This is a genomic window from Providencia zhijiangensis, from assembly GCF_030315915.2.
Lineage (GTDB): Bacteria > Pseudomonadota > Gammaproteobacteria > Enterobacterales > Enterobacteriaceae > Providencia > Providencia zhijiangensis.
Map to the genome: position 1 here is coordinate 2,470,249 of NZ_CP135990.1, position 21,011 is coordinate 2,491,259.

Below are 21,011 nucleotides of genomic sequence, written 5' to 3' on the forward strand. Positions count from 1 at the left end.
CCCGAATTATAACCTAACTCACTGATTAGATATTATCTATATATCAGACTGATTTTACCTGGATAGGTTCCCCAGCAAGGCGTTTTTTCAAGGTACGTTTCGTTCTATCAATAACATCCCCTGCCAGTTGCCCACATGCAGCATCAATATCATCACCACGAGTCTTGCGAACTATAGTCGTAAAACCGTACTCCATCAATACCTTAGAGAAACGATCAATACGGCTGTTGGAGCTACGACCATATGGCGCTCCTGGGAACGGGTTCCATGGGATCAAGTTGATTTTGCTTGGTGTGTTTTTCAAACATTCCGCAAGTTGGTGAGCTTGCTCAACGCTATCGTTAATATGATCAAGCATCACATATTCAACCGTGACACGTCCCGCATTGGCATTGGATTTCGTTAAATAACGATTTACGCTAGCTAAGAATGTTTCGATATTATATTTCTTATTGATTGGTACGATGTCATCACGCACATCGTCCGTTGGCGCATGCAGAGAAATGGCCAGTGCGACATCAATCATATCGCCTAACTTATCCAGTGCAGGAACAACACCTGAAGTGGAAATGGTCACGCGGCGTTTTGACAGACCGAAACCAAAATCATCTAACATGATCTCCATCGCAGGAACCACGTTATTTAAGTTCAATAACGGCTCTCCCATCCCCATCATCACCACGTTGGTGATAGGACGGCGACCGCTAGATTTCAGCGAACCGATGATTTTAGCCGCACGCCAAACTTGCCCGATGATTTCGGAAACACGTAAGTTACGGTTAAAACCTTGCTGCGCGGTAGAACAGAATTTACATTCCAGTGCACAGCCAACTTGAGAAGAGACACACAGTGTTGCGCGATCAGCTTCAGGGATATACACCGTTTCAACCAGTTGATCGCCAACTTTGATAGCCCACTTAATCGTGCCATCGGATGAACGTTGTTCATCAGCAACTTCAGGTGCTCGGATCTCAGCGACTTCTGTTAATTTCGCGCGTAGCACCTTGTTGATATCGGTCATTAGCTCGAAATCATCGTAGCAATAGTGGTAAATCCACTTCATCACTTGGTCTGCACGGAACGGTTTTTCGCCGAGCTCAGCAAAAAATTCGCGCATCTGCTTGCGGTTTAAATCTAGCAGGTTAATTTTTTGACCGCTTTTTTCTAGCTGCCCATTTTTTTCTGGCATAGCAGATACAGCAGAAGGAGTTGCACATTGTGCATTGGTAGTCATATCAGACATTGAGTTTGCCTCGTTATTACACTTTCGGCAGTGCGAAAAGCACGACGTAAATTGGGATTGCGATTAGTCGGGACGACTAAAAAATAAATCACCCTGTTAACGCAATGATTAACAGGGCGACATATTGTACAAATATTATAACAATAATGCTAATGCATTATTGAGAACGCCTTAGCGTGGGCAGATTTCGTCAGCAGCGAAGAAATATGCGATTTCACGTGCAGCAGACTCTTCTGAATCTGAACCGTGAGTTGCGTTTTCAGTGAAGCTGTCTGCGTAATCAGCACGTAAAGTACCCGCTAATGCGTTGTCTGGGTTAGTTGCGCCCATCAGGTCACGGTGACGTTGGATTGCGTTTTCGCCTTCTAACACTTGTAACATGATTGGACCAGAAGTCATGAATTCAACCAGACCATCAAAGAAAGGACGACCTTTGTGCTCAGCGTAAAAGCCTTCAGCTTGTTCACGAGTCAGGTGCATCATTTTAGCCGCAACGATTTTGAAGCCTGCGCTTTCAAAACGGTTGTAAATTGCACCGATGACGTTTTTCTTAACTGCGTTTGGTTTGATGATAGAAAATGTACGTTGAACAGCCATAAATAACCTCTTAGCGATTGACTTGACTTTTACTCTTTATTCTCTGCTTTGTTTCTCTTATTTAACCCAATGTTTCCACTAGGATTTCAAGAGTGGCATATGAAGAACCAAGAATATGTGCCTGTTGTAGTTTTTTATATTGTTTCTATTCCTGATGTTAGGAAGCAGAAAAATAGGGCGTTGATTATAGGGGCTTGGATTACAATTTCCTACAGTCACATCAACATTTTGTTAATCTTTTTATAGCAAAAAATTCTAGATTTTTAATTAAGTCATCGTTTTATGCTATTACTTCACCTTAAAGTTGATAGCTGTAACCTGTCCGCTCATATCTAAGACCGATATTTGGTAGTTTCCACTTTTTTCGAGCGTCAGCAAAATTGCCCCATTTTGCTCTGTATTGTTCACTTGCTCACCGTTTAAAAACCACCATTTTTGCCCTTGTCCACCTTGCGTGAGTAAACGCAGGTCTAAACTGGTTTTTCCAGGTAAGCGCTGGAGAACCTCCCCTTCGCGGATCCCTGAAATTAAGAGTGGCGGCATTTCAAGATTTAACGGCGGACAAACGGCATCCGGCTTAGGCAGTCGATTTACCCGTTTTTCACTTGCAGGCAGCCATGACTCTACGGTAATCGGCCATAAATGGAGCTCTTTTTCTTGGGCATTTGGGCAATCTGGCGCAACTTGTAGCCCCTGCTCATTCACCCATACTTTTTGCCTGAGTCCAAGAGAGGATTCTTGATCCCGAGCCATGAGTGTTGGTGGGATCGTATTGTCTAAAATCCAGCTCAAACGGCGCTGGCGACAATTACTATCTTCTTTCAGTAATGAGGTTCCCCCCGGCCAGCAGATCACGGCTTGGCTAACACTTGCTGGCCTTGAATCTTTAGGAAGCACTTCGCGAGATTGATAAATTCGCGTCAGCAGCATGTTATTCACTTGGTTCATAATGGGGATCGCTGTGGCATAGCCGAGCTGCCCTGCAACAGGTGTCGCATCAGGGCGACCAACCCAAACGCCGATAGTATAACGAGGGTTTACACCAATCGCCCAAGCATCGCGGTAGCCGTAGCTGGTACCTGTTTTCCATGCAAGATTTGGCTGTCCCGATAAGTTAGCATCAGGGACTGGACGGGCTTCTCCTGCCATAATACGGCGAACAATCCACGCGGCACCCGGCGACATCAACTTGCGGTCGCGGATCACATCTGTCGGTCTATAACGCAGTGGAGAAACTTCACCTTGGCGAGCAAATGCACTGTAAGCTGATACTAAGTCTTCCATTCGTGCCGCCGTTCCCCCGAGGATCAACGACAAGTTAGGTTCTCCGCCAACTGGGAAACGCAGTTCTGTGCCCACATTACGTAATTGAGCGGCAAAACGCTTACTGCCATAGACATCCAGCAGTTGCACAACAGGCAAGTTTAATGAGCGCACTAACGCATCACTTACACTAACAGGGCCATTAAAGCCGCTATCAAAGTTACCGGGGCGATAATCATTAAACCGACGAGGCACATCTTGTAACAGTGACTCGGCGTGGATCAAGCCGTCATCCATGGCCAGCGCATATAAAAATGGCTTGAGTGTTGAGCCGGGCGAGCGCCATGCACTGATCATATCCACGTGACCAAAGCGACTATCATCCTGAAAATCAATCGATCCGATATAGGCTTTCACGCTCATATCTGTATGATCAACCACCAGCAATCCTAAAGAAGTCTGCTTGGGTAATTGGTTTTTCCAGTTCATCGCCATATCTTCGAGCTGCTTTTGCAGGCTAGCATCAATGGTGGTTTCCACGATGGATTCTTGAGAATCTTTGATCATCCGGCGAGCCAGTAATGGCGCTAAATGCGGATTTTTACGTGGTGCAAGCCAGATTTGCTCTTGCTTAATTTCATTGACTTTTTCAGTACTCCAAACTTGGTATTCAGCCAATCTGTCGAGTACCTTATCTCGTGCTGCTTGCGCCCGTTCTGGGTATCTATCAGGTCTTAAACGACTTGGCGCTTGGGGTAAAACCGCAAACAATGCCGCTTCACTTGCCGTCAATTTTGCAGGAGATTTATTCAAATAAACCCAGCTAGCCGCCCCAATACCCTCAATCGTGCCCCCATAAGGCGCACGGTTAAGATACATTTCGAGGATTTCATCTTTGGAATAGTGATATTCCAGCTGTGCGGTACGCCATAACTGTTTGAGTTTTCCTCCAAACGTACGCTCATGTGGGTCAATCAGCCTTGCCACCTGCATTGAGATGGTGCTGCCCCCAGAGACAATGCGCCCAGAGCTCACTAACTGCCCAGCAGCACGCATTAATGAAAATGGGTTAACCCCCGGATGCTGGTAAAAATGGCGATCTTCATAGGTTAATAACGCGTCAATATATTCTGGCGAGACCTCATCCAATTTAACGGGGAAACGCCAAATTCCTTCTTTATCGGCAAAGCGCCATAACGGAGTCCCATCTCCCGCGACGACCGTGCGTGCCATCTCAATTTGCTTGATTGGCAGCGGCCAAATTTTATCTGCGGCTAAAAAGGCCAGTGGCAATACCACGACCAAAACCAGTAGCGTCCACCCAATGCGACGTAGCCATCTCTTCATTCGTCAATATACCGAGAGTTATTATTTGTTTTTATGATACTAAAAAAAGAGGGAAACACACGCTTCCCTCTTTATCTTCATCTAGTTCAATGATTCTCTAATTTAATATTAATTAACGAACCACTTCCAACTGACCATCGGAGTAACCCGTTGCACGCCACTCTGGCACATACATGGATTCCACCTGTGGTACTGGTTTGTTATATACACCCGGCGTTACCGCGCGAGCTAAGTAAACCAGTGTAGTTGGACGATATTGTTGAACTTCTACTGCCGCAACAAAACGGTCATCACGGTATTCCATGTGACGAATTTGCGACTGCTGCATATCATCAATCATCTCTTGCAGATTTGGCGCAGATTCACTGAGGTTCGCGCTGCTATTGGCTAAGTTTTGGTTTTCCAACTCTAAGCCCGCAGGTAATAAATCCACCACCAGTGCATCAGGGACAGTTTGGTTGGCATTCACTTCCAACTTCACCACCACCATTTCGCCGCTTCTTAATCTATCGATTGAAATACGGTTGCCTTTCATATCGTAGTAACTGCGTTTGATATCCAGCACATTTGAGTATGGCTTCGGTGAACGCATCGGATAACCGACAACATTCAAGCGAGTATACAGTGTGCTGGTACCGCTGTTTTCAACACTATAACCATTTACTAGCTGTTGTTTAGTTAAGAACTCACTCACTGGTTTATCTGAAACCAATGGTGGCTCTTGACCATTGACTAGCGCTTTCCATGGTGTTTCTGTTTCATTGGCATAGAAACGACCGGCTAAGTACAGGGCATTGCTCTCTTGAGTTGAGAAATACTTCTGCGAAGTCAGGTTGTTAGATAGCGTTTGCAGTTTTTGGTCACGGGATTTTGGCATCAAGTTATATTCATTCAGTAATGCCACGATCATCGCATCATCACGAATAGCTGAACCATAGTCACCAATGCTGCTGTAACGTGCGCTCTGTTTCTTCATGCCATCAATAATGGCACTTTCACCACGCGCTTTATCACCCATCAGGTTTAATGCCACACCCAGTTGAACTAACGCTAAACCGCTGGTCGCATTGTTAGCTTGACCGTAGATTTGACGCAGTGCTCCTAATGGCGCTTTTTGCTGAGTTGCTAACACTAAGCCCGCATAGGCTTGGATCGCAAAACGGGATGCGTCTGGCTGATCCGTGTACGGATAACTCACTTGGCTACCATCTTGCAGATAACTTAACAGGCGTGCGTTAGCGTTATTCAATGCGCTTTGCGGTACGGAGAAACCACGCTGATTCGCTTTGTTTAAGAAATCCGTCGCATACGCGGTTAACCAATACTCTTCACGCCCCATTTTATCCCATAGAGAGAAGCTACCGTCATCACGCTGCATACTCAGTAAGTGTGGGATCCCTAACTCAATCGCTTTATGGCGGTCTGCGTCAGTTTGTGAATTAATACCCAGCTTTTGCAGTTCAGCTTGTGTAGAGAACAGTGACGGATACAGCCCGCTCACGGTTTGCTCTAAACAGCCGTATGGATACGCAAACAGTTCACGAATATAACGTGAAATTTGCAGTGGTGGACGGCTCGTTAACAGCACTTGCCCTTCCAGAGTGTCTTGCTGTAAATAAGCAAAATCATTGGTTGGTAATGACCAAATTTCACCCGGCTCAATCGCGGTAGCAAATGCCACAGTTTCAGCCGGTTGTGCTGGGCGTACACCCACTTTCCAACTGTTTTTGTACTCTTTCTCCGCTTCCCCTTCGACTTTTACGCCGTTGATGGTCATGGAGACTTCACCTTCACCAAAGCCATAATCGGCACTGACTGGCAGCGTCACTGTAGTACGTTTGCCTTTGGTCAGTTCGATATCACGAGTTGGTGCGCCGTCTAATTTCACCATGCCCGACGCTTTAAATGTGACTGTCACATTCTGCGTGTTGTCGGTCATGTTGGTAAGATCTAATGCGAAGTAAGATTTATCGCCACTCGCCATAAAGCGAGGCATCGACATTTGCGTTACTAATGGTGCCGCAACAACGACCTTACTGTCTGCATGACCAAAATCTTTTTGGTTCCATGCCTGCGCCATTAAGCGTAATTCCCCATTAAAATCAGGGATTGCCAGCGTAATTTCGCCTTCGCCATTTTTGTCTAAGATGACTGGTTGCGCTTGTTCCGCAATGATTTGCACCTCAGTCAGAGGCTTCATACCACCACGTTCCAGAGCAGCATCTTCACCATCACCACCAAAGCGCAGGTTGGCTAACTTACCTTGACCTTCAATTAAGTGACCATACACATCATATTGGTCAACGCTGTAGCGTTTACGCCCAAAGAAAGCATCGTATGGATCTGGTGTTTTGAAATCAGTGATATTCAGGACGCCCGTATCGACCGCAGACAGCAATACGTTCACTTTTTCTGGCAGTGGCTTGCCATCTTGAGCAGTGGCTTTGATCTTCACTTTCAGATCTTCATTTGGACGCATTTTTGTCGGTGCGTTCAGCGCCAATGCAATCTTACGATTTTCATCGGCTAGCGGCAGGTGTAATACCCCAACGGCGCGTTTGACAGTCGCCTCTTTGGAATCATCTCCTGGGCGAACAACCACCGCAGAGATATATAAATCATGGCGCGCCCACTCTTTATTCACTGGCACTTCCACATCTAACCCACCCGCTGGGACATCAATTTCCTGCCACCATAATGGTGCACTGCTCGATTCAAGCAGAATGTAACCTTTACCTGCTTTTGGCGCTTCGATGCGGACTTTAGCTTTTTCACCCGGTAAGTATGCTGGCTTGTTCAAGCTTAATTTCACTTGGTCAGGGCGAACGGAACCGCTGCCTCCGGTATTATCTTGCCAAGAGAAGCCTGCCCAGAATTGAATGCTACTGACTAACTCATTTTCAGGGTTGGTAATTTCTAAACGGAATGAACCCCAATCCACTGGGAACGAGATCTTCGCGGTGCCATCTTTGGCGATAGAAATATTTTCATTCGCCACCACTAAATCTTTCTGATCGTAGTTAGAAACCCAACCACCGCTTTCTGACCAGCTCCAGTAGTAATCGCGACGTTCGTACACTAAACGCGCCGTCAGGTTTTCTGCGGCCAGTTTATGCCCTGCCATATCTGACATGACAATTTCAAACTCAGCTAATGAATTTTCATCGACGTTATAACGCTTCGCGTAGCGGTCTGTACGGTAATCGTAGATCTCTTTTTTCTCAAAGAGAGGACGAATACCCACCAGTTTTTTCGCTGGCCAAATCGCTTGCTCAGCACGGCGAGTCACTGGGCGACCACCTGCCTCTAATAAGCTAGCTTGCAGAACTGCCGTAATCGGAGAGCGCGTTGATTCCCAGTTGCTTTGCGGCAAGGAGATCACGGTTTCACCGCTACCATCTAAGGTTAAATCAAACTCATCCAGTTTACGCGGTAAGCCTTCTTCATTCGTCGCACCGAATTCAAAGCCCGGCAATTTCGCAACCGCTTCACGATTAGCTTTCAGCAACACTTGCCCTTGCAACTGATTATCCGCTGCAGGGGCGCCGTAGAGATAACGACCTTTAATGTCAAAGTCAACGGGCTGCGAACTTAATACCGGCTTCTCACTGCCTGTAATATCCAGCGCCATGCGCTCTGGCATAAAATCTTCAACATTAAATTTGTAATAACGTTGTGGTGAACCATCACCTAAATCAAAACGCAGTGACCAGCCACCCGTTTCAGCATTTTTCGGGATCTCTAGCTGATACTGGTACAGGCCATCTTGTTTCTCATCCCCTTGCCATACAAAGCTCTTGTAGACTTGACCATCGGTCTTTAAGACATCCACTTTGACCGGCTGAGATTTCACTGGCTGGCCATCGCCATCACGCAATAAACCATTCACTAGCAGTAATTCGCCCGGACGATATAAATCACGAGGGCCGAATACAAAGAACTGTTTTGCATAGCCTGAAGGGCCTGAAATATCAAACTCAGACAGGTCTAATGCTGGCTGAGTTAGGTCAATCATACTGGTTTGCCCTTCGTGGGTTGCCAGTAATAATTTGCCGCCAGCCAGTTTGTCTAACTGGGCATGACCGTCACCATCCGTGGTGCCTTTGGTGACTAATTGGCCTTTCTCATCCAAAATACGCAGCTCAACGCCTTTAATCGCCGAACCTTTGGCTAATGATTGAGTGAAAATATCCACACGATCATGGTAGCTATGTAATGACACGCCGATATCACTGAGTGTGAATACAGTCGCAGGGAATTGATAACTGTAGCTACCCGCTTTTTGCATGATCGCTAAATAAACGCCATCTTGCTGCAGCTCTTTAATATCTTTTAATGGCAACAGAATGGATTGGCGGGTATTTTTATCTGGGTTTAAATCGAAACGCCCTGTGTAGGCTAATTCGACTTTGTCGAGGAATTCATCGGAATACCAATATTCATAGTTACTGCGGTATTGCCACATCGCGAGGAATTGCGGTAATTGCTTTTCATCGACGCGGAAAAAATTCACGTCGATTTTATCCACGTTCAGCGCAATCACTGGCAAGCCTTGTGCAACTTTGCTTGGTAGCAAAGAGCCTTTACTTGCGAAGCCAACGGTTGGAATAATTTGTGCCGTTTGGAATTTCTTCTCAAAGCTGTTGTTAATGGTGCGTTCGTTGACCGCTTTCACTCCCGGATTAACCGAAAGGTTTAATTCTTTTGATGGCGGTAAATGGCGGAAACGTAATTCCATCTGATTATCAGATAGTTCCCAATCTCCATCCAGCTTGCCTGATTTCACATCCACCAGATTCAGATACTGACCAAAATTTTGATTCGGTTGTAAAGGCACCGAGAACGTCACGACCATGGCGCTCGCACCATCTAGCTGCAATTCTGAGGCATCCAAAATTTCCAGATCTTTCCCGGCATATTTCTTCACTAACTCTTCATTGGAAAGCTTAGGTGCAGCCTGTTTTTGTTCTGCAACGGGTGCCGTTTTAGTACTCGTTTCTGCCGCCGAGGTGGAGACATTACTCTCTTTTTTCGTGGTATCGTCAGTATTATCGCAGCCCGCTAATGCCATAACGGACGCTAAGGCTAATGCTACATAACGCTTTTTCGTTTTTAGACCCGCCAATGAAGTCCAACTTGATTGTTGTTTCATTACCGCCCCATCCCTTATTAAGTTAATTTATTATGTTCATGAAGCCCAAGAAAACCCTTGAACTTAAATACGTTGCGATGATTGAGCTTAGTGTGTAATCCGCAATAATAAGTATGCGCATTAATTGAATACATAATTTAACAGAATGTAACACCAACACCTATCAGACAAAACGGAAAAAACAGCATGAAAAAATAAAGACACGGAGAAGTCCGGTCTTTATTTTGAATAAGGAGAGAATTAGGTATTTTTGATGGGAATACTGTCGCGCAAGAAGCTGCCTAATCGGCGTTGATAAAATGGCGCAACGTGCTGGGTAATAAAGTGGCTTAACCCTTTTTCGTCTTCATTAACGATGCAAAAATCAATGGATTCATCCTCATCGATATATTCGCACGCCGTTGCACCCGCTTCTTGAATAATTTCATCGATATTTTCTGCGCCTGGGACAAATTCCAACGCTATCATCAAAATATCATCAAATTGTTCATCTTCCACTTCTTGGACCGAAACAATAAACGCGCGTCGTACGACTTTATGTTGTTTAAAAAACTCACTGAGCGCCGCTGTCAATTCTTCCGGTTCTTGTTCGAGAACACTTAATTTTAATGAAGAACCTTCCGGCACCGTGAGTTCAGTAAACTGCACATCGGATTGCGAGTCTGTTGTTAGGTTTTGGGATTGTTGCGTCATTCAATATCCTCTACAACCAAAAATAATATCGTCTAAATTCAAAAACCATTCATGTTAAAGAAAAAATCGCAGGCTGCATTGACTGCACCACTGCGATTTCATTATAACGCGAATTATTTTGATTTTTTGAGAAGTAAGTTGGCTAATGTTCTCACACCAATACCGGTTGCCCCTTCTGCCCATAAACTCACTGGCGATTTACGGTAAGTTGCTGAACAATCGATATGTACCCAGTTTTGACGGTAGTTTTCAACAAAGTGAGACAGGAAGGCTGCCGCTGTACTTGCACCCGCAGTATGCGAAGGCGCTGCAATATTGTTCAGATCAGCAAAGCCAGAAGGCAGTTGTTGACGGTGGAATTCCGCTAATGGTAAGCGCCAGAATAATTCGAACTCTTCATCTGAGGCTGACATTAATTCTGCCACGAGTTTGTCATCGAAGCTCAGTACGGAGTGGTAGTCATTACCCACGGCTGTTTTCGCAGCCCCAGTTAAGGTTGCCGCATCGATTAATAACGTTGGTTTCTCTTTGCTTGCATCGATTAAACCATCCGCTAAGACTAAACGCCCTTCCGCATCTGTGTTCATGATTTCAACAGATTTACCATTACGATAACGGATAATATCCCCTAATTTAAAGGCATTACCGCTAACCATGTTGTCTGCGATGCACAGGAATAATTTGACGCGTTTGTTTAAACCACGAGTGATCGCCAGCGCTAAAGAACCCACTAATGTTGCTGCACCGCCCATATCTGCTTTCATTGAGTTCATAGAAGCAGATGGCTTAATGCTATAACCCCCTGAATCGAAGGTAATACCTTTACCCACTAAACAGCCGAACACAGGGGCTTTCTCATCTTTACCTGGGTTGTAATCCAATGCCAGCAATACTGGAGGACGGCTAGACCCACGACCCACAGTATGGATACCTGCATAACCTTGTTCTAATAAGTCATCGCCTTTCACAATGCGGTAACTGATATCTTGAGCGCCCACTTTGCACAGTAAATCAATTGAACGCTGAGCCAATTGCTCTGGGCCTAATTCTTCTGCTGGCGCATTGATAATATCGCGAACCCAATCAATGGTATTGATGCGTTGTTCTAATTCTTTGCGATCCGCTTCTTGCAGTGCTGGCCATTCGATGGTTCTCGCCCCTTTTGGTGCACGGAAACCTTGCCAAAATGCCCAACTTTTTTCTAAGTCCCAACCTTCACCCGTTAATGAAACATTGCGAATACCTTGGCTATCTAACTTACGACCAGCACTTTGTACAGCACACAGTTTACCCGGGTGCTTAAGGTGGATAGTCATGCCTTTATCGTTTGAACTTAATAGAGCGCCTTCACCCCAGCATGGTGCTGCAGGTTCGCATGTAATCATGACTGGCATAATTTGTTTGGTCATTATTTTTCTCACTTTATCCACTAAGTTGATTATTGCGGGATCTTGAATTTAGCTTATCAGTTTCTGCTATCAATCTTTGCTAATTCGCCAACTATACCCTAAAAACAGCAATATTATTGAGTTTAGTTTCTATCAGACTAATAGGTTCTTTTGAACCATTTTATTTTCTTATGCGGTTTGTTACAGGCGAAAAAAAACCGGATGCAACCTATTCAGCGCTATCCGGTTTTTATCCACGAAAATTATTCGTACTCGTCCAGCCAGACTAACAGAATAGCTTCGAGGATTTTCTCGTTTGATTTTTGTGGGTCATCATCAAAGTCTTCTAAGTCACAGATCCATTGGTGCATATCCGTGAAACGCACGGTTTTTGGGTCTGTATCTGGGTAAGCATCATAGAGCGCTTCACCGATTTCACGACTGTTTGTCCATTTTAGGCTCATATTTTTTCCAAATTATCTAAGGCCAATACCTCTTTGAATTATACCGTCATAAATAATATTGCCTAATACTTTTAGTTCACTAACGACATCCAGTTTGGAGAGGCAAGTCTATCAACGTTTCCAAACAGGCGAGCGTGATACCATGCTCCCTTAATGCAGTGAATAACCCATTAGACGAAACATGAGGACAACCGAGCTTGTCTTTAATATGTTGAATTCTTTTATGCTCATTTGCTTCCGCACACCCTTGAATGTAGCTAATTTCTTTGACTTTACAGTGAGATAAAAGTAGGCGAATAGTGATCATTTCTTTGCGCGTAAAACGAACATTACCAAAACGCATATATTTGTGAGGGTTTAATAATTCTGGCGCTGCGTTTTTTGTTTTCCCTAATAACTTGGTATCTAAAGATATATTGGCTCTCATTGGCAAAGCAACTTCGGGGCTTTTTTTCCACAACTGATATGCATATTCTGAAATAATCGGTCGATGTCTATAGATGGACAACATATCTGAAAATGTCAGTTGCTTATTTGAATTTACCGTTGTGATTTCAAAGGTATTTTCATATCGATTACAAAAGTCTACTTTAAACTTGTTCTTTTTCGCTTTAGCAAGAATTTTTTGTAGCGAATCTGAATAGTTATTCCAATATTGCAGGCTTGATTTTAATCTCTCTTCTACTAGTTTATCTAACCCATTATTAAGTCCGGTAAGTTGCCACTCATAATTATTGGAGGCTATATGCATATTTTTATTTTTTATATCTATACAGAAGTAGGTAACATCAACATCATTCCAATCAAAAACTTTTACAAATTCATTTTTGAAGTTTTCACAAACCTTTTCAAAGCCTAAACTTTCAGCATTCATTTTCAGCCCCTTAATAATTTCAAATTTTGTTTTCAATCTTTATTTCACTAAATGATTTTCTATACATAAGAAAACGTAATGACCCACATAGCGTTAAAAACAATCCAATATAAGCAACATTAATGTTGGCTAAGTAAGTTGTGATCAGCGGTGTAACTCCGCCTAATAGCATAGACGCAAAACTAAAACCTAGCGCGAGAGTAACCACTCTTCCTTTAGCTGCTTTAAATAACATAAACGGTGTCGTGGCCAGTATCATTGCTGCATAAATATTGATAATTAGTTGCGCTATAATAATTAAGGTTATTGAATGGCTACTTATTAATATATAGAGAGGAATCGATAGAAACACCATTCCCATTACCCCTAAATTAAAAACTCTCTCCAATGCATTGTATTTATCTGTTAACCACCCGCAAATTAACATAAATGATAATAGTAAAATCGATAGTAACAGTGCCCAAACAGTTTTATCTTCAATAAGCTGCATTTTCTCGAAAAACATAGCAGTCGATATATGCTGAACAAAAAAAAGGACATTCCCTGGAATTGTCAATAAAAGAACCGAAATCAAATCACTATAATGAACAGGAATTTTGTTTGCATTTTGGTTGATGCTATTGGGTAATTTCATTCTAAACCAAAAACTAATCGCTATGTTCAACACGCCAACACATAAAGGAATACGCCAACCGATGCTTTGCATGACATTAGGTTCTAATAAATACTCTAAAAGGAAAACAACCCCCAAAGAAATAATAATCCCAAATGCTGTACTGCCATTTATAATTGCGGAAAGCCTGGAGTTTTCATTTTCTTTTGAATGACTAAAGAGATAGGTTATTAATGAAGGAAACTCACCGGCAAAACTAAATGAGAGTGCCATCTGTAAAATTAAAATAGCAATAGGCGTATAATTACCTAATAAATTAATAGGCAATAAAGCCATACAGAGTGTTGCGGTTCCTGTAATAAAACTAGTTAGCACTAAAGCCGATTTTTTACCTTTCCTATCTGCATAGCGCCCTATTACATAAGCGCCGATGGGACGAATAATAAAGCGTAATGCAAATATTCCCCATACCATTTCAGTCGCTTGGTTGTAACCCAGACGCTCTAATTCCGCACTTAAATAACCTGATATTGCAGCAAAAATAGCAATATCGTAATATTCCAGTGTATTTCCTGCTACGGCACCAAATCGATATTTCCATTTCATAATAAAATCCTTTTTATATAATATAAAAATCACTAATTTAAATAATAAGTAATTTATAAATTTCCATTGAACAATGGATTTTTATTTATATCATCGTAAGGGAAAAATAAAAAGAATGGATTTATATTGAAAATCAAAATATAAAAATTAATATTTTAATTAATTAAATTTGATAAATAGACAGGAAAAGATTTAAATCATACTTTCGAAATATAAAAATTTGACGTTCTAAATAGTTCGCACTGTAGCCAACAATGTTACAGTGCGAACTATGACGAGCATCAGTGTTCGCGAGCGTGGTTAATCGTATACTTCGGAATATCTACGACTAAATCCTCATCCGTAACACGTGCCTGACAGCTTAGACGGCTTTCTGGCTCGAGGCCCCATGCTTTATCCAGCATGTCATCTTCGAGTTCGCTGCTTTCTTCGAGAGAGTCAAAGCCTTCACGAACGATGCAGTGGCAGGTTGTACATGCGCAGGATTTTTCGCAGGCATGGTCGATTTCAATTCCATTGCGCAGTGCTACGTCTAAAATAGATTCGCCCTCTTGTGCTTCGACTACGGCACCTTCCGGACATAACGTACTATGAGGTAAAAAAACGATTTTAGGCATAATTATATCTCATCCACAGAATGGCCTGACAGCGCCTGACGAATAGATGCATCCATTCGGCGAGCGGCAAATTCTTGGGATTTCTTATCCAGTTGTTTAATTGCATTTTCAATAACAGTAGGGTCTGTGCCTTCTACTGCTTGGATTAACTCATTGACCGCATTATCAATTTCTGTCTCTTCGGTTGGAGTCAGTAAATGTGCATCTTGCTCTAATGCGCTCGTTAAACTTTCAAGCACTCTTGCTGCTTCAACTTTTTGCTCCGCTAGGCGGCGCGCATTTAAATCATCTTGCGCGTTAGTCATTGAATCTTTAATCATGGTTGAAATTTCGGTGTCAGTTAAACCGTAAGATGGCTTAACTTGAATCGATGCGGCAACACCCGTGGACTTTTCCATGGCGCTCACGCTGAGCAAACCATCGGCATCCACTTGGAATGTGACACGAATATGTGCGCCACCTGCCGCCATTGGCGGGATGTCACGCAGCGTAAAGCGGGCTAATGAACGACAATCCGAAACCATTTCACGCTCACCTTGTACAACATGAACGCTCATGGCGGTTTGCCCATCTTTGAATGTCGTGAATTCTTGTGCGCGAGCCACAGGAATGGTGGTATTTCGTGGAATGACTTTTTCTACCAAGCCGCCCATAGTTTCCAAACCTAATGATAGCGGGATCACATCCAAGAGCAGCATGTCGCTGTCTGGTTTATTCCCCACTAAAATATCCGCTTGAATTGCAGCGCCGATAGCCACGACTTTATCTGGATCGATGGAGGTTAATGGCGTTCGACCAAAAAACTCGCCCACTTTTTCACGAACTAATGGTACGCGAGTCGAACCGCCAACCATCACTACATTTAAGACATCGTCATTTTCTACGCCGGCATCTTTTAAGGCACGACGGCATGCCATCAGTGTACGTTTGATATGGGTTTCAATGAGTGATTCAAAGGTTTCACGGCTAACCGTACCTTGCCAATTAGGTAGAGTGATTGTCGCAGAATCAGCGTCACTTAATGCGATTTTTGTTTCAGTGGCAATGTTCAATAATTGGCGCGTTAAATGGTGATCCCCTTGAATGGAAAGCCCCGCTTGCTGTGCAATCCACTGCGCTAATACGTGGTCGAAATCATCGCCACCTAACGCCGTATCACCACCTGTTGCCAACACTTCAAAGACACCTCGGCTCAGGCGTAAAATCGAAACGTCAAACGTACCGCCACCTAAATCATAAACGGCGATCACCCCTTCTTGACCGGAATCTAAACCATAAGCAATCGCAGCCGCAGTAGGTTCATTCAGTAAACGTAAAACATGCAGACCCGCCAAACGAGCCGCATCTTTGGTGCCTTGGCGCTGGGCATCGTCGAAGTAAGCTGGAACCGTGATCACCACGCCATCCATTTCACCACCGAGAGTTTGCTCTGCACGTTTTGCCAACGTTTTTAAAATATCAGCAGAAACTTGAATAGGATCCACTTGCCCTGCCGCCGTTTGAATAAATGGCAGACCATTTTCGCTAGCTGTTAACTGATAAGGTAAATCCGGGTAACGTTTTTGAATATCCGCTAATGAACGCCCCATCATGCGTTTCACTGAAATCACGGTATTGACAGGATCTTGTTCGGATAATTGTTTCGCTTCCCAACCCACAATCCGGTTATCTGCTTGATAATTCACCACAGAAGGAAGCAAATAGCGCCCTTGTTCATCGGGTAATGCCGCCGCTTCACCACTACGAACAGTGGCAATCAAAGAGTGTGTTGTACCAAGATCGATCCCAGCCGCCAATTTACGTTGGTGCGGCGCGGCGGTCATTCCTGGTTCGCTAATCTGTAATAAAGACATAATCGTTTTCTCTTAAAAGTCGTCTAGTAACCGTTCTTCGAGTTGCTCAGCTTGTTGCTGTAACTTATCGAGAAAACGCAATTTTCGGACGGTATCAGCGGCTTTTTCCCACTGCATCGCATCGAGTTCTGAAACCATCAAGGCGCTGCGCGTCTGCTGCATTTGTTTGACATTTTTCATAAAGGCAGACACCCGTTCAAGGGCTTGCGGGCTATTTTCGATGTTATCTAACTCTTCGCGTAATTCGAGTTGCTCCATCAAGAATGCGGTGTCATGCATGGTATGTTGTTCATTATTTATATCAAAACCATGTAATAACAGCATATATTCCGCGCGTTTCAGCGGATGACGAAGGGATTGATATGCCGCATTGATAGTTGCAGCATGTTGGAGTGCTTGCATTTTTTCCTGTTCTGAACAGGTTGCAAAGCGATCGGGATGATATTGTCGCTGTAATTCTTGAAAGCGATGTGTGAGTTGCTCACTGTCAATCGCGTAATTAGGGGTTAGCCCAAAAAGAGTAAAGTAATCCATAAGTGCTCAGTTTCTCGAACCGGGTACCAATGTAGCTAAGCTTAGCTAAAGATCATGTGGTCATTAACGCCACGTTAGTTACATTGGTCAAAGTCATGCTCATTTAAAGACATTATACGTGAAAACTTTCACCGCATCCGCATTCACTGTTAACGTTAGGGTTATTAAATTTAAACCCTTCGTTTAAGCCTTCTTTTACAAAATCCAGCTCAGTGCCGTCTAAATAAACCATGCTTTTGCCATCGACGATGACTTTAACACCTTTGTCTTCAAAAACGGTGTCCTCTTCATTAATTACATCAGCGAATTCAAGCACGTATGCCATTCCCGAGCAACCTGAAGTTCTTACACCCAAACGCAAGCCTTCGCCTTTACCACGATTATTCAAAAAAGATTGAATTCGTTGCGCTGCACTTTCAGTAAGAGAAATCGACATTGCAAACCTCACTTTAGAAACAAACAAGGCAGATGCTAGAAACTATTAGCATCCGCCTTCAAATCATCGGTACAACTCATTATATTTAAAGTTGCATAATAAATACATCTTTAATTAATTTGAGTTTAACTATCAGTCGTGGGCTGTCTATTTTTGTTGTTTATATGCTCTAAGGTACAGCCCTTACTTACTGATATTTATCTATTATTTGCCTTGGCGTTTGCTTTTATAATCAGCAATAGCAGCTTTGATTGCATCTTCAGCCAGAATTGAGCAGTGAATTTTCACTGGCGGTAATTCTAACTCTTCCGCGATCGCTGTATTTTTGATTGACTCAGCTTCGTCTAAGCTTTTGCCCTTCATCCACTCAGTTACCAGTGAACTTGATGCAATTGCAGAGCCGCAACCATAGGTTTTAAAACGTGCATCTTCGATGATACCGTCATCATTTACCTTGATTTGTAACTTCATAACGTCACCGCAAGCAGGTGCACCTACCATACCGCTACCCACGCTTGGATCATTGTTATCAAATGAACCGACGTTACGTGGATTTTCATAATGATCGATAACTTTTTCGCTGTAAGCCATTTTTAAACTCCTGAAACTGTCTGATTAATGGTGAGACCATTCGATGCTGTTGAGATCTACGCCTGCTTTAAACATATCCCATAAAGGAGACAGCTCACGTAAGTGGCCGATCGCACCATGAATTTGTTTAATTGCATAGTCAATTTCTTCTTCAGTCGTAAAGCGACCGAAAGAGAAGCGAATTGAGCTATGAGCCAGTTCGTCATTCATACCTAATGCACGCAGCACGTATGAAGGTTCTAAGCTTGCAGAAGTACATGCAGAACCCGAAGAAACTGCTAAATCTTTCAGCGACATCATTAATGATTCACCTTCAACATAGTTGAAGCTGACGTTCAGAATGTGCGGCGCACCATTTTCTAAGTCACCGTTAAGGTAAACTTCTTCGATATCTTTAATACCGTTCCATAAACGTAAGCGTAAACCGCGCAGACGTTCCGATTCTTGAGCCATTTCTTCTTTAGCGATACGGTAAGCTTCGCCCATGCCCACGATTTGGTGAACAGGTAAAGTTCCTGAACGCATACCACGTTCATGGCCGCCACCGTGTTGTTGCGCTTCCAAACGGATACGTGGTTTACGACGAACATACAGTGCGCCGATACCCATTGGTCCGTACAGTTTGTGTGCAGAGAATGACATCAGGTCAACTTTTAACGCTGACAGGTCGATAGGCAATTTACCGACGCTTTGGGTGGCATCAACGTGGAATACGATACCACGGCTACGGCATAATTCGCCGATTGTAGCGATGTCCTGAACAATACCGATTTCGTTATTCACGTGCATGATTGACACTAAAATGGTGTCTTCGCGCATTGCCGCCTCTAACTCTTTCAGGTCAATTAAACCGTTGCTTTGAGGTGCTAAGTAAGTCACTTCAAAACCTTCACGCTCTAATTGACGGCATGTATCCAGTACCGCTTTATGTTCTGTTTTACAAGTGATGACGTGCTTGCCTTTTTTCTGATAGAACTGGGCAGCACCTTTGATAGCTAAGTTATCAGATTCTGTTGCACCTGATGTGAAGACGATTTCACGAGGATCCGCATTCACTAATTCAGCGATTTGATTACGAGCGATATCTACCGCCTCTTCAGCTTGCCAGCCGAAACGGTGTGAACGAGATGCTGGGTTACCAAAATTCCCATCCATTGTTAGACATTGCATCATTTTTTCAGCAACGCGCGGGTCGACAGGCGTAGTTGCTGAATAATCTAGATAAATCGGTAATTTCATTGCTCACATACTCCAAAGGACAAGACAACTTTGCCTTTAATTTTTTAATGACCCCAATGGTGCAAGCCGCTATAGGTTGGGCTTTTTCATCATTTGGTGATCGACTGCAATTTATAATCTATTTTATATTAGGCACGAACATTGATAATGGATTCTGGCGTAATGCCGTTCGGCATTGTTTTACGCTTTTCATTATCTTGCCTATCAGCAACATCCAGAACTTCTTGGTTCTTAACCAGCTCATCAAGGCTGATGCTGCTAAGGAAACTGGTGATTCTGTCGCTTAGGTCACGCCATAATGCGTGAGTTAAGCAGCGGTCGCCATTTTGACAACCTTCTTTATTACCCTGACAACGGGTTGCATCTACGGATTCATCGACCGCAGCAATTACTTCAGCAACAAAGATTTGGTCTGCATCACGCCCAAGCAGATAACCGCCACCGGGACCGCGAACACTAGAAACTAAATCGTTTTTACGTAAACGAGAGAAGAGTTGCTCAAGATAAGAGAGGGAGATTCCCTGACGTTCAGAAATATCAGCTAAAGGTACTGGACCAGTCTGAGAGTGTAACGCGACATCTAGCATCGCAGTTACTGCGTAACGCCCTTTGGAAGTGAGTCTCATAACATAAATACTCCGTGGTAAAATATGCAGCAATTGTGACATACCTGAGTAATTTGGTCAACTATTTACCTGACTAATTTACTCAAGTATTATGCTCACTTCACCACGGCATTAACCTCATTTTTTCGCCCATTTTTCCATTGATGTCAAAATGCCGCGAAGAATATGCAACTCTTGGGTTTCTACATGGGCACGGGTAAATAAACGTCGTAGTTTATTCATAATTAATCCCGGATGCGCCTTGCGAATAAAGCCCGATTCATTCAATACGCTTTCAAGATGAACATAGAAACGTTCTAAATCTTCAGCCGGTGGGTATTCTACCTCATCATCGGTCGATGTTTGCGTATTTTTTTCAGCAATTGCCAAATACGCCATGCGGATCTCGTAGCTAACTAATTGAACCGCCATTGCCAAATTCAGCGAACCATATTCTGGGTTGGTCGGAATATACAAATGGTAATTACATTTTTGCAATTCTTCGTTGGTTAAACCGACACGCTCACGGCCAAAAACAATCGCGACGGGCGACTCTTTTGACTGTTCAACAGATTTCACGCCACATTCACGAGGCTCGACCATTGGCCAAGAAAGTGTACGAGAACGTGCGCTGGTACCAATGACTAATTTGCACCCTTCTAATGCTTCATCGAGAGATTTTACGATTTTTGCATTACCAATCACATCACTTGCACCCGCGGATAACGCGATAGCATGAGAATCAGGTTCAACGAGTGGGTTAACTAAATAGAGGTTTGAAAGCCCCATGGTTTTCATTGCACGAGCAGTTGAGCCCATATTGCCAGTGTGTGAGGTTTCAACAAGAACGATACGAATATTTTCTAGCATGGTTTATACGTTGTCATGAAAAATTA

At 43.5% G+C, this 21,011-nt stretch carries 17 protein-coding genes; all 17 read right to left on the reverse strand.

The window, feature by feature from the left end; translation table 11 throughout:
• Positions 1-43 precede the first annotated feature (43 nt).
• The 17 genes from rlmN to trmJ all read right to left on the reverse strand — a co-directional run bounded on the left by rlmN (position 44) and on the right by trmJ (position 20,985).
• Positions 44-1,189, reverse strand: a complete 1,146-nt coding sequence (gene rlmN / locus QS795_RS11425; RefSeq protein ID WP_418055381.1) for a dual-specificity RNA methyltransferase RlmN — start codon at positions 1,187-1,189, stop codon at positions 44-46.
• A 225-nt stretch (positions 1,190-1,414) separates the two neighbouring features.
• Positions 1,415-1,840, reverse strand: a complete 426-nt coding sequence (ndk, locus tag QS795_RS11430) for a nucleoside-diphosphate kinase (RefSeq protein ID WP_006658631.1) — start codon at positions 1,838-1,840, stop codon at positions 1,415-1,417.
• Between the two features lie 288 nt (positions 1,841-2,128).
• On the reverse strand, positions 2,129-4,450 hold the full coding sequence (gene pbpC / locus QS795_RS11435; protein WP_286268842.1) for a peptidoglycan glycosyltransferase PbpC: 2,322 nt from the start codon (positions 4,448-4,450) through the stop codon (positions 2,129-2,131).
• Between the two features lie 112 nt (positions 4,451-4,562).
• Positions 4,563-9,602, reverse strand: coding sequence for an alpha-2-macroglobulin family protein (locus QS795_RS11440; RefSeq protein WP_286268843.1), 5,040 nt, complete (start codon positions 9,600-9,602; stop codon positions 4,563-4,565).
• Positions 9,603-9,842: 240 nt separating this feature from the next.
• A complete protein-coding gene (locus QS795_RS11445; RefSeq protein ID WP_154602674.1) occupies positions 9,843-10,295 on the reverse strand; it encodes an enhanced serine sensitivity protein SseB C-terminal domain-containing protein in 453 nt (150 codons plus the stop codon).
• Between the two features lie 113 nt (positions 10,296-10,408).
• Positions 10,409-11,704, reverse strand: a complete 1,296-nt coding sequence (gene pepB, locus QS795_RS11450) for an aminopeptidase PepB (RefSeq protein WP_286268847.1) — start codon at positions 11,702-11,704, stop codon at positions 10,409-10,411.
• Between the two features lie 242 nt (positions 11,705-11,946).
• Complete coding sequence (iscX, locus tag QS795_RS11455) at positions 11,947-12,147, reverse strand: Fe-S cluster assembly protein IscX (RefSeq protein WP_154602672.1); 201 nt, start codon at positions 12,145-12,147, stop codon at positions 11,947-11,949.
• A gap of 79 nt (positions 12,148-12,226) precedes the next feature.
• A complete protein-coding gene (locus tag QS795_RS11460; RefSeq protein WP_286268851.1) occupies positions 12,227-13,021 on the reverse strand; it encodes a hypothetical protein in 795 nt (264 codons plus the stop codon).
• A 19-nt stretch (positions 13,022-13,040) separates the two neighbouring features.
• On the reverse strand, positions 13,041-14,240 hold the full coding sequence (locus QS795_RS11465; protein WP_318626501.1) for an MFS transporter: 1,200 nt from the start codon (positions 14,238-14,240) through the stop codon (positions 13,041-13,043).
• Positions 14,241-14,521: 281 nt separating this feature from the next.
• Complete coding sequence (fdx, locus tag QS795_RS11470; RefSeq protein WP_154628967.1) at positions 14,522-14,857, reverse strand: ISC system 2Fe-2S type ferredoxin; 336 nt, start codon at positions 14,855-14,857, stop codon at positions 14,522-14,524.
• A gap of 2 nt (positions 14,858-14,859) precedes the next feature.
• A complete protein-coding gene (gene hscA / locus QS795_RS11475; RefSeq protein ID WP_154602671.1) occupies positions 14,860-16,710 on the reverse strand; it encodes a Fe-S protein assembly chaperone HscA in 1,851 nt (616 codons plus the stop codon).
• Positions 16,711-16,722: 12 nt separating this feature from the next.
• Positions 16,723-17,244 (reverse strand): co-chaperone HscB, encoded by a 522-nt coding sequence (gene hscB / locus QS795_RS11480; RefSeq protein ID WP_036949485.1) that lies wholly within the window; start codon positions 17,242-17,244, stop codon positions 16,723-16,725.
• Between the two features lie 112 nt (positions 17,245-17,356).
• Positions 17,357-17,680, reverse strand: a complete 324-nt coding sequence (gene iscA, locus QS795_RS11485) for an iron-sulfur cluster assembly protein IscA (protein ID WP_036949483.1) — start codon at positions 17,678-17,680, stop codon at positions 17,357-17,359.
• A gap of 204 nt (positions 17,681-17,884) precedes the next feature.
• Positions 17,885-18,271: a Fe-S cluster assembly scaffold IscU gene (gene iscU, locus QS795_RS11490; protein ID WP_036949481.1), complete on the reverse strand. Its 387-nt coding sequence runs from the start codon at positions 18,269-18,271 to the stop codon at positions 17,885-17,887.
• A 24-nt stretch (positions 18,272-18,295) separates the two neighbouring features.
• Positions 18,296-19,510: an IscS subfamily cysteine desulfurase gene (locus QS795_RS11495; RefSeq protein ID WP_132495564.1), complete on the reverse strand. Its 1,215-nt coding sequence runs from the start codon at positions 19,508-19,510 to the stop codon at positions 18,296-18,298.
• 128 nt (positions 19,511-19,638) lie between these two features.
• Complete coding sequence (gene iscR, locus QS795_RS11500) at positions 19,639-20,136, reverse strand: Fe-S cluster assembly transcriptional regulator IscR (protein ID WP_036949477.1); 498 nt, start codon at positions 20,134-20,136, stop codon at positions 19,639-19,641.
• Between the two features lie 117 nt (positions 20,137-20,253).
• Positions 20,254-20,985 (reverse strand): tRNA (cytosine(32)/uridine(32)-2'-O)-methyltransferase TrmJ, encoded by a 732-nt coding sequence (gene trmJ / locus QS795_RS11505; RefSeq protein WP_036949475.1) that lies wholly within the window; start codon positions 20,983-20,985, stop codon positions 20,254-20,256.
• Positions 20,986-21,011 lie beyond the last annotated feature (26 nt).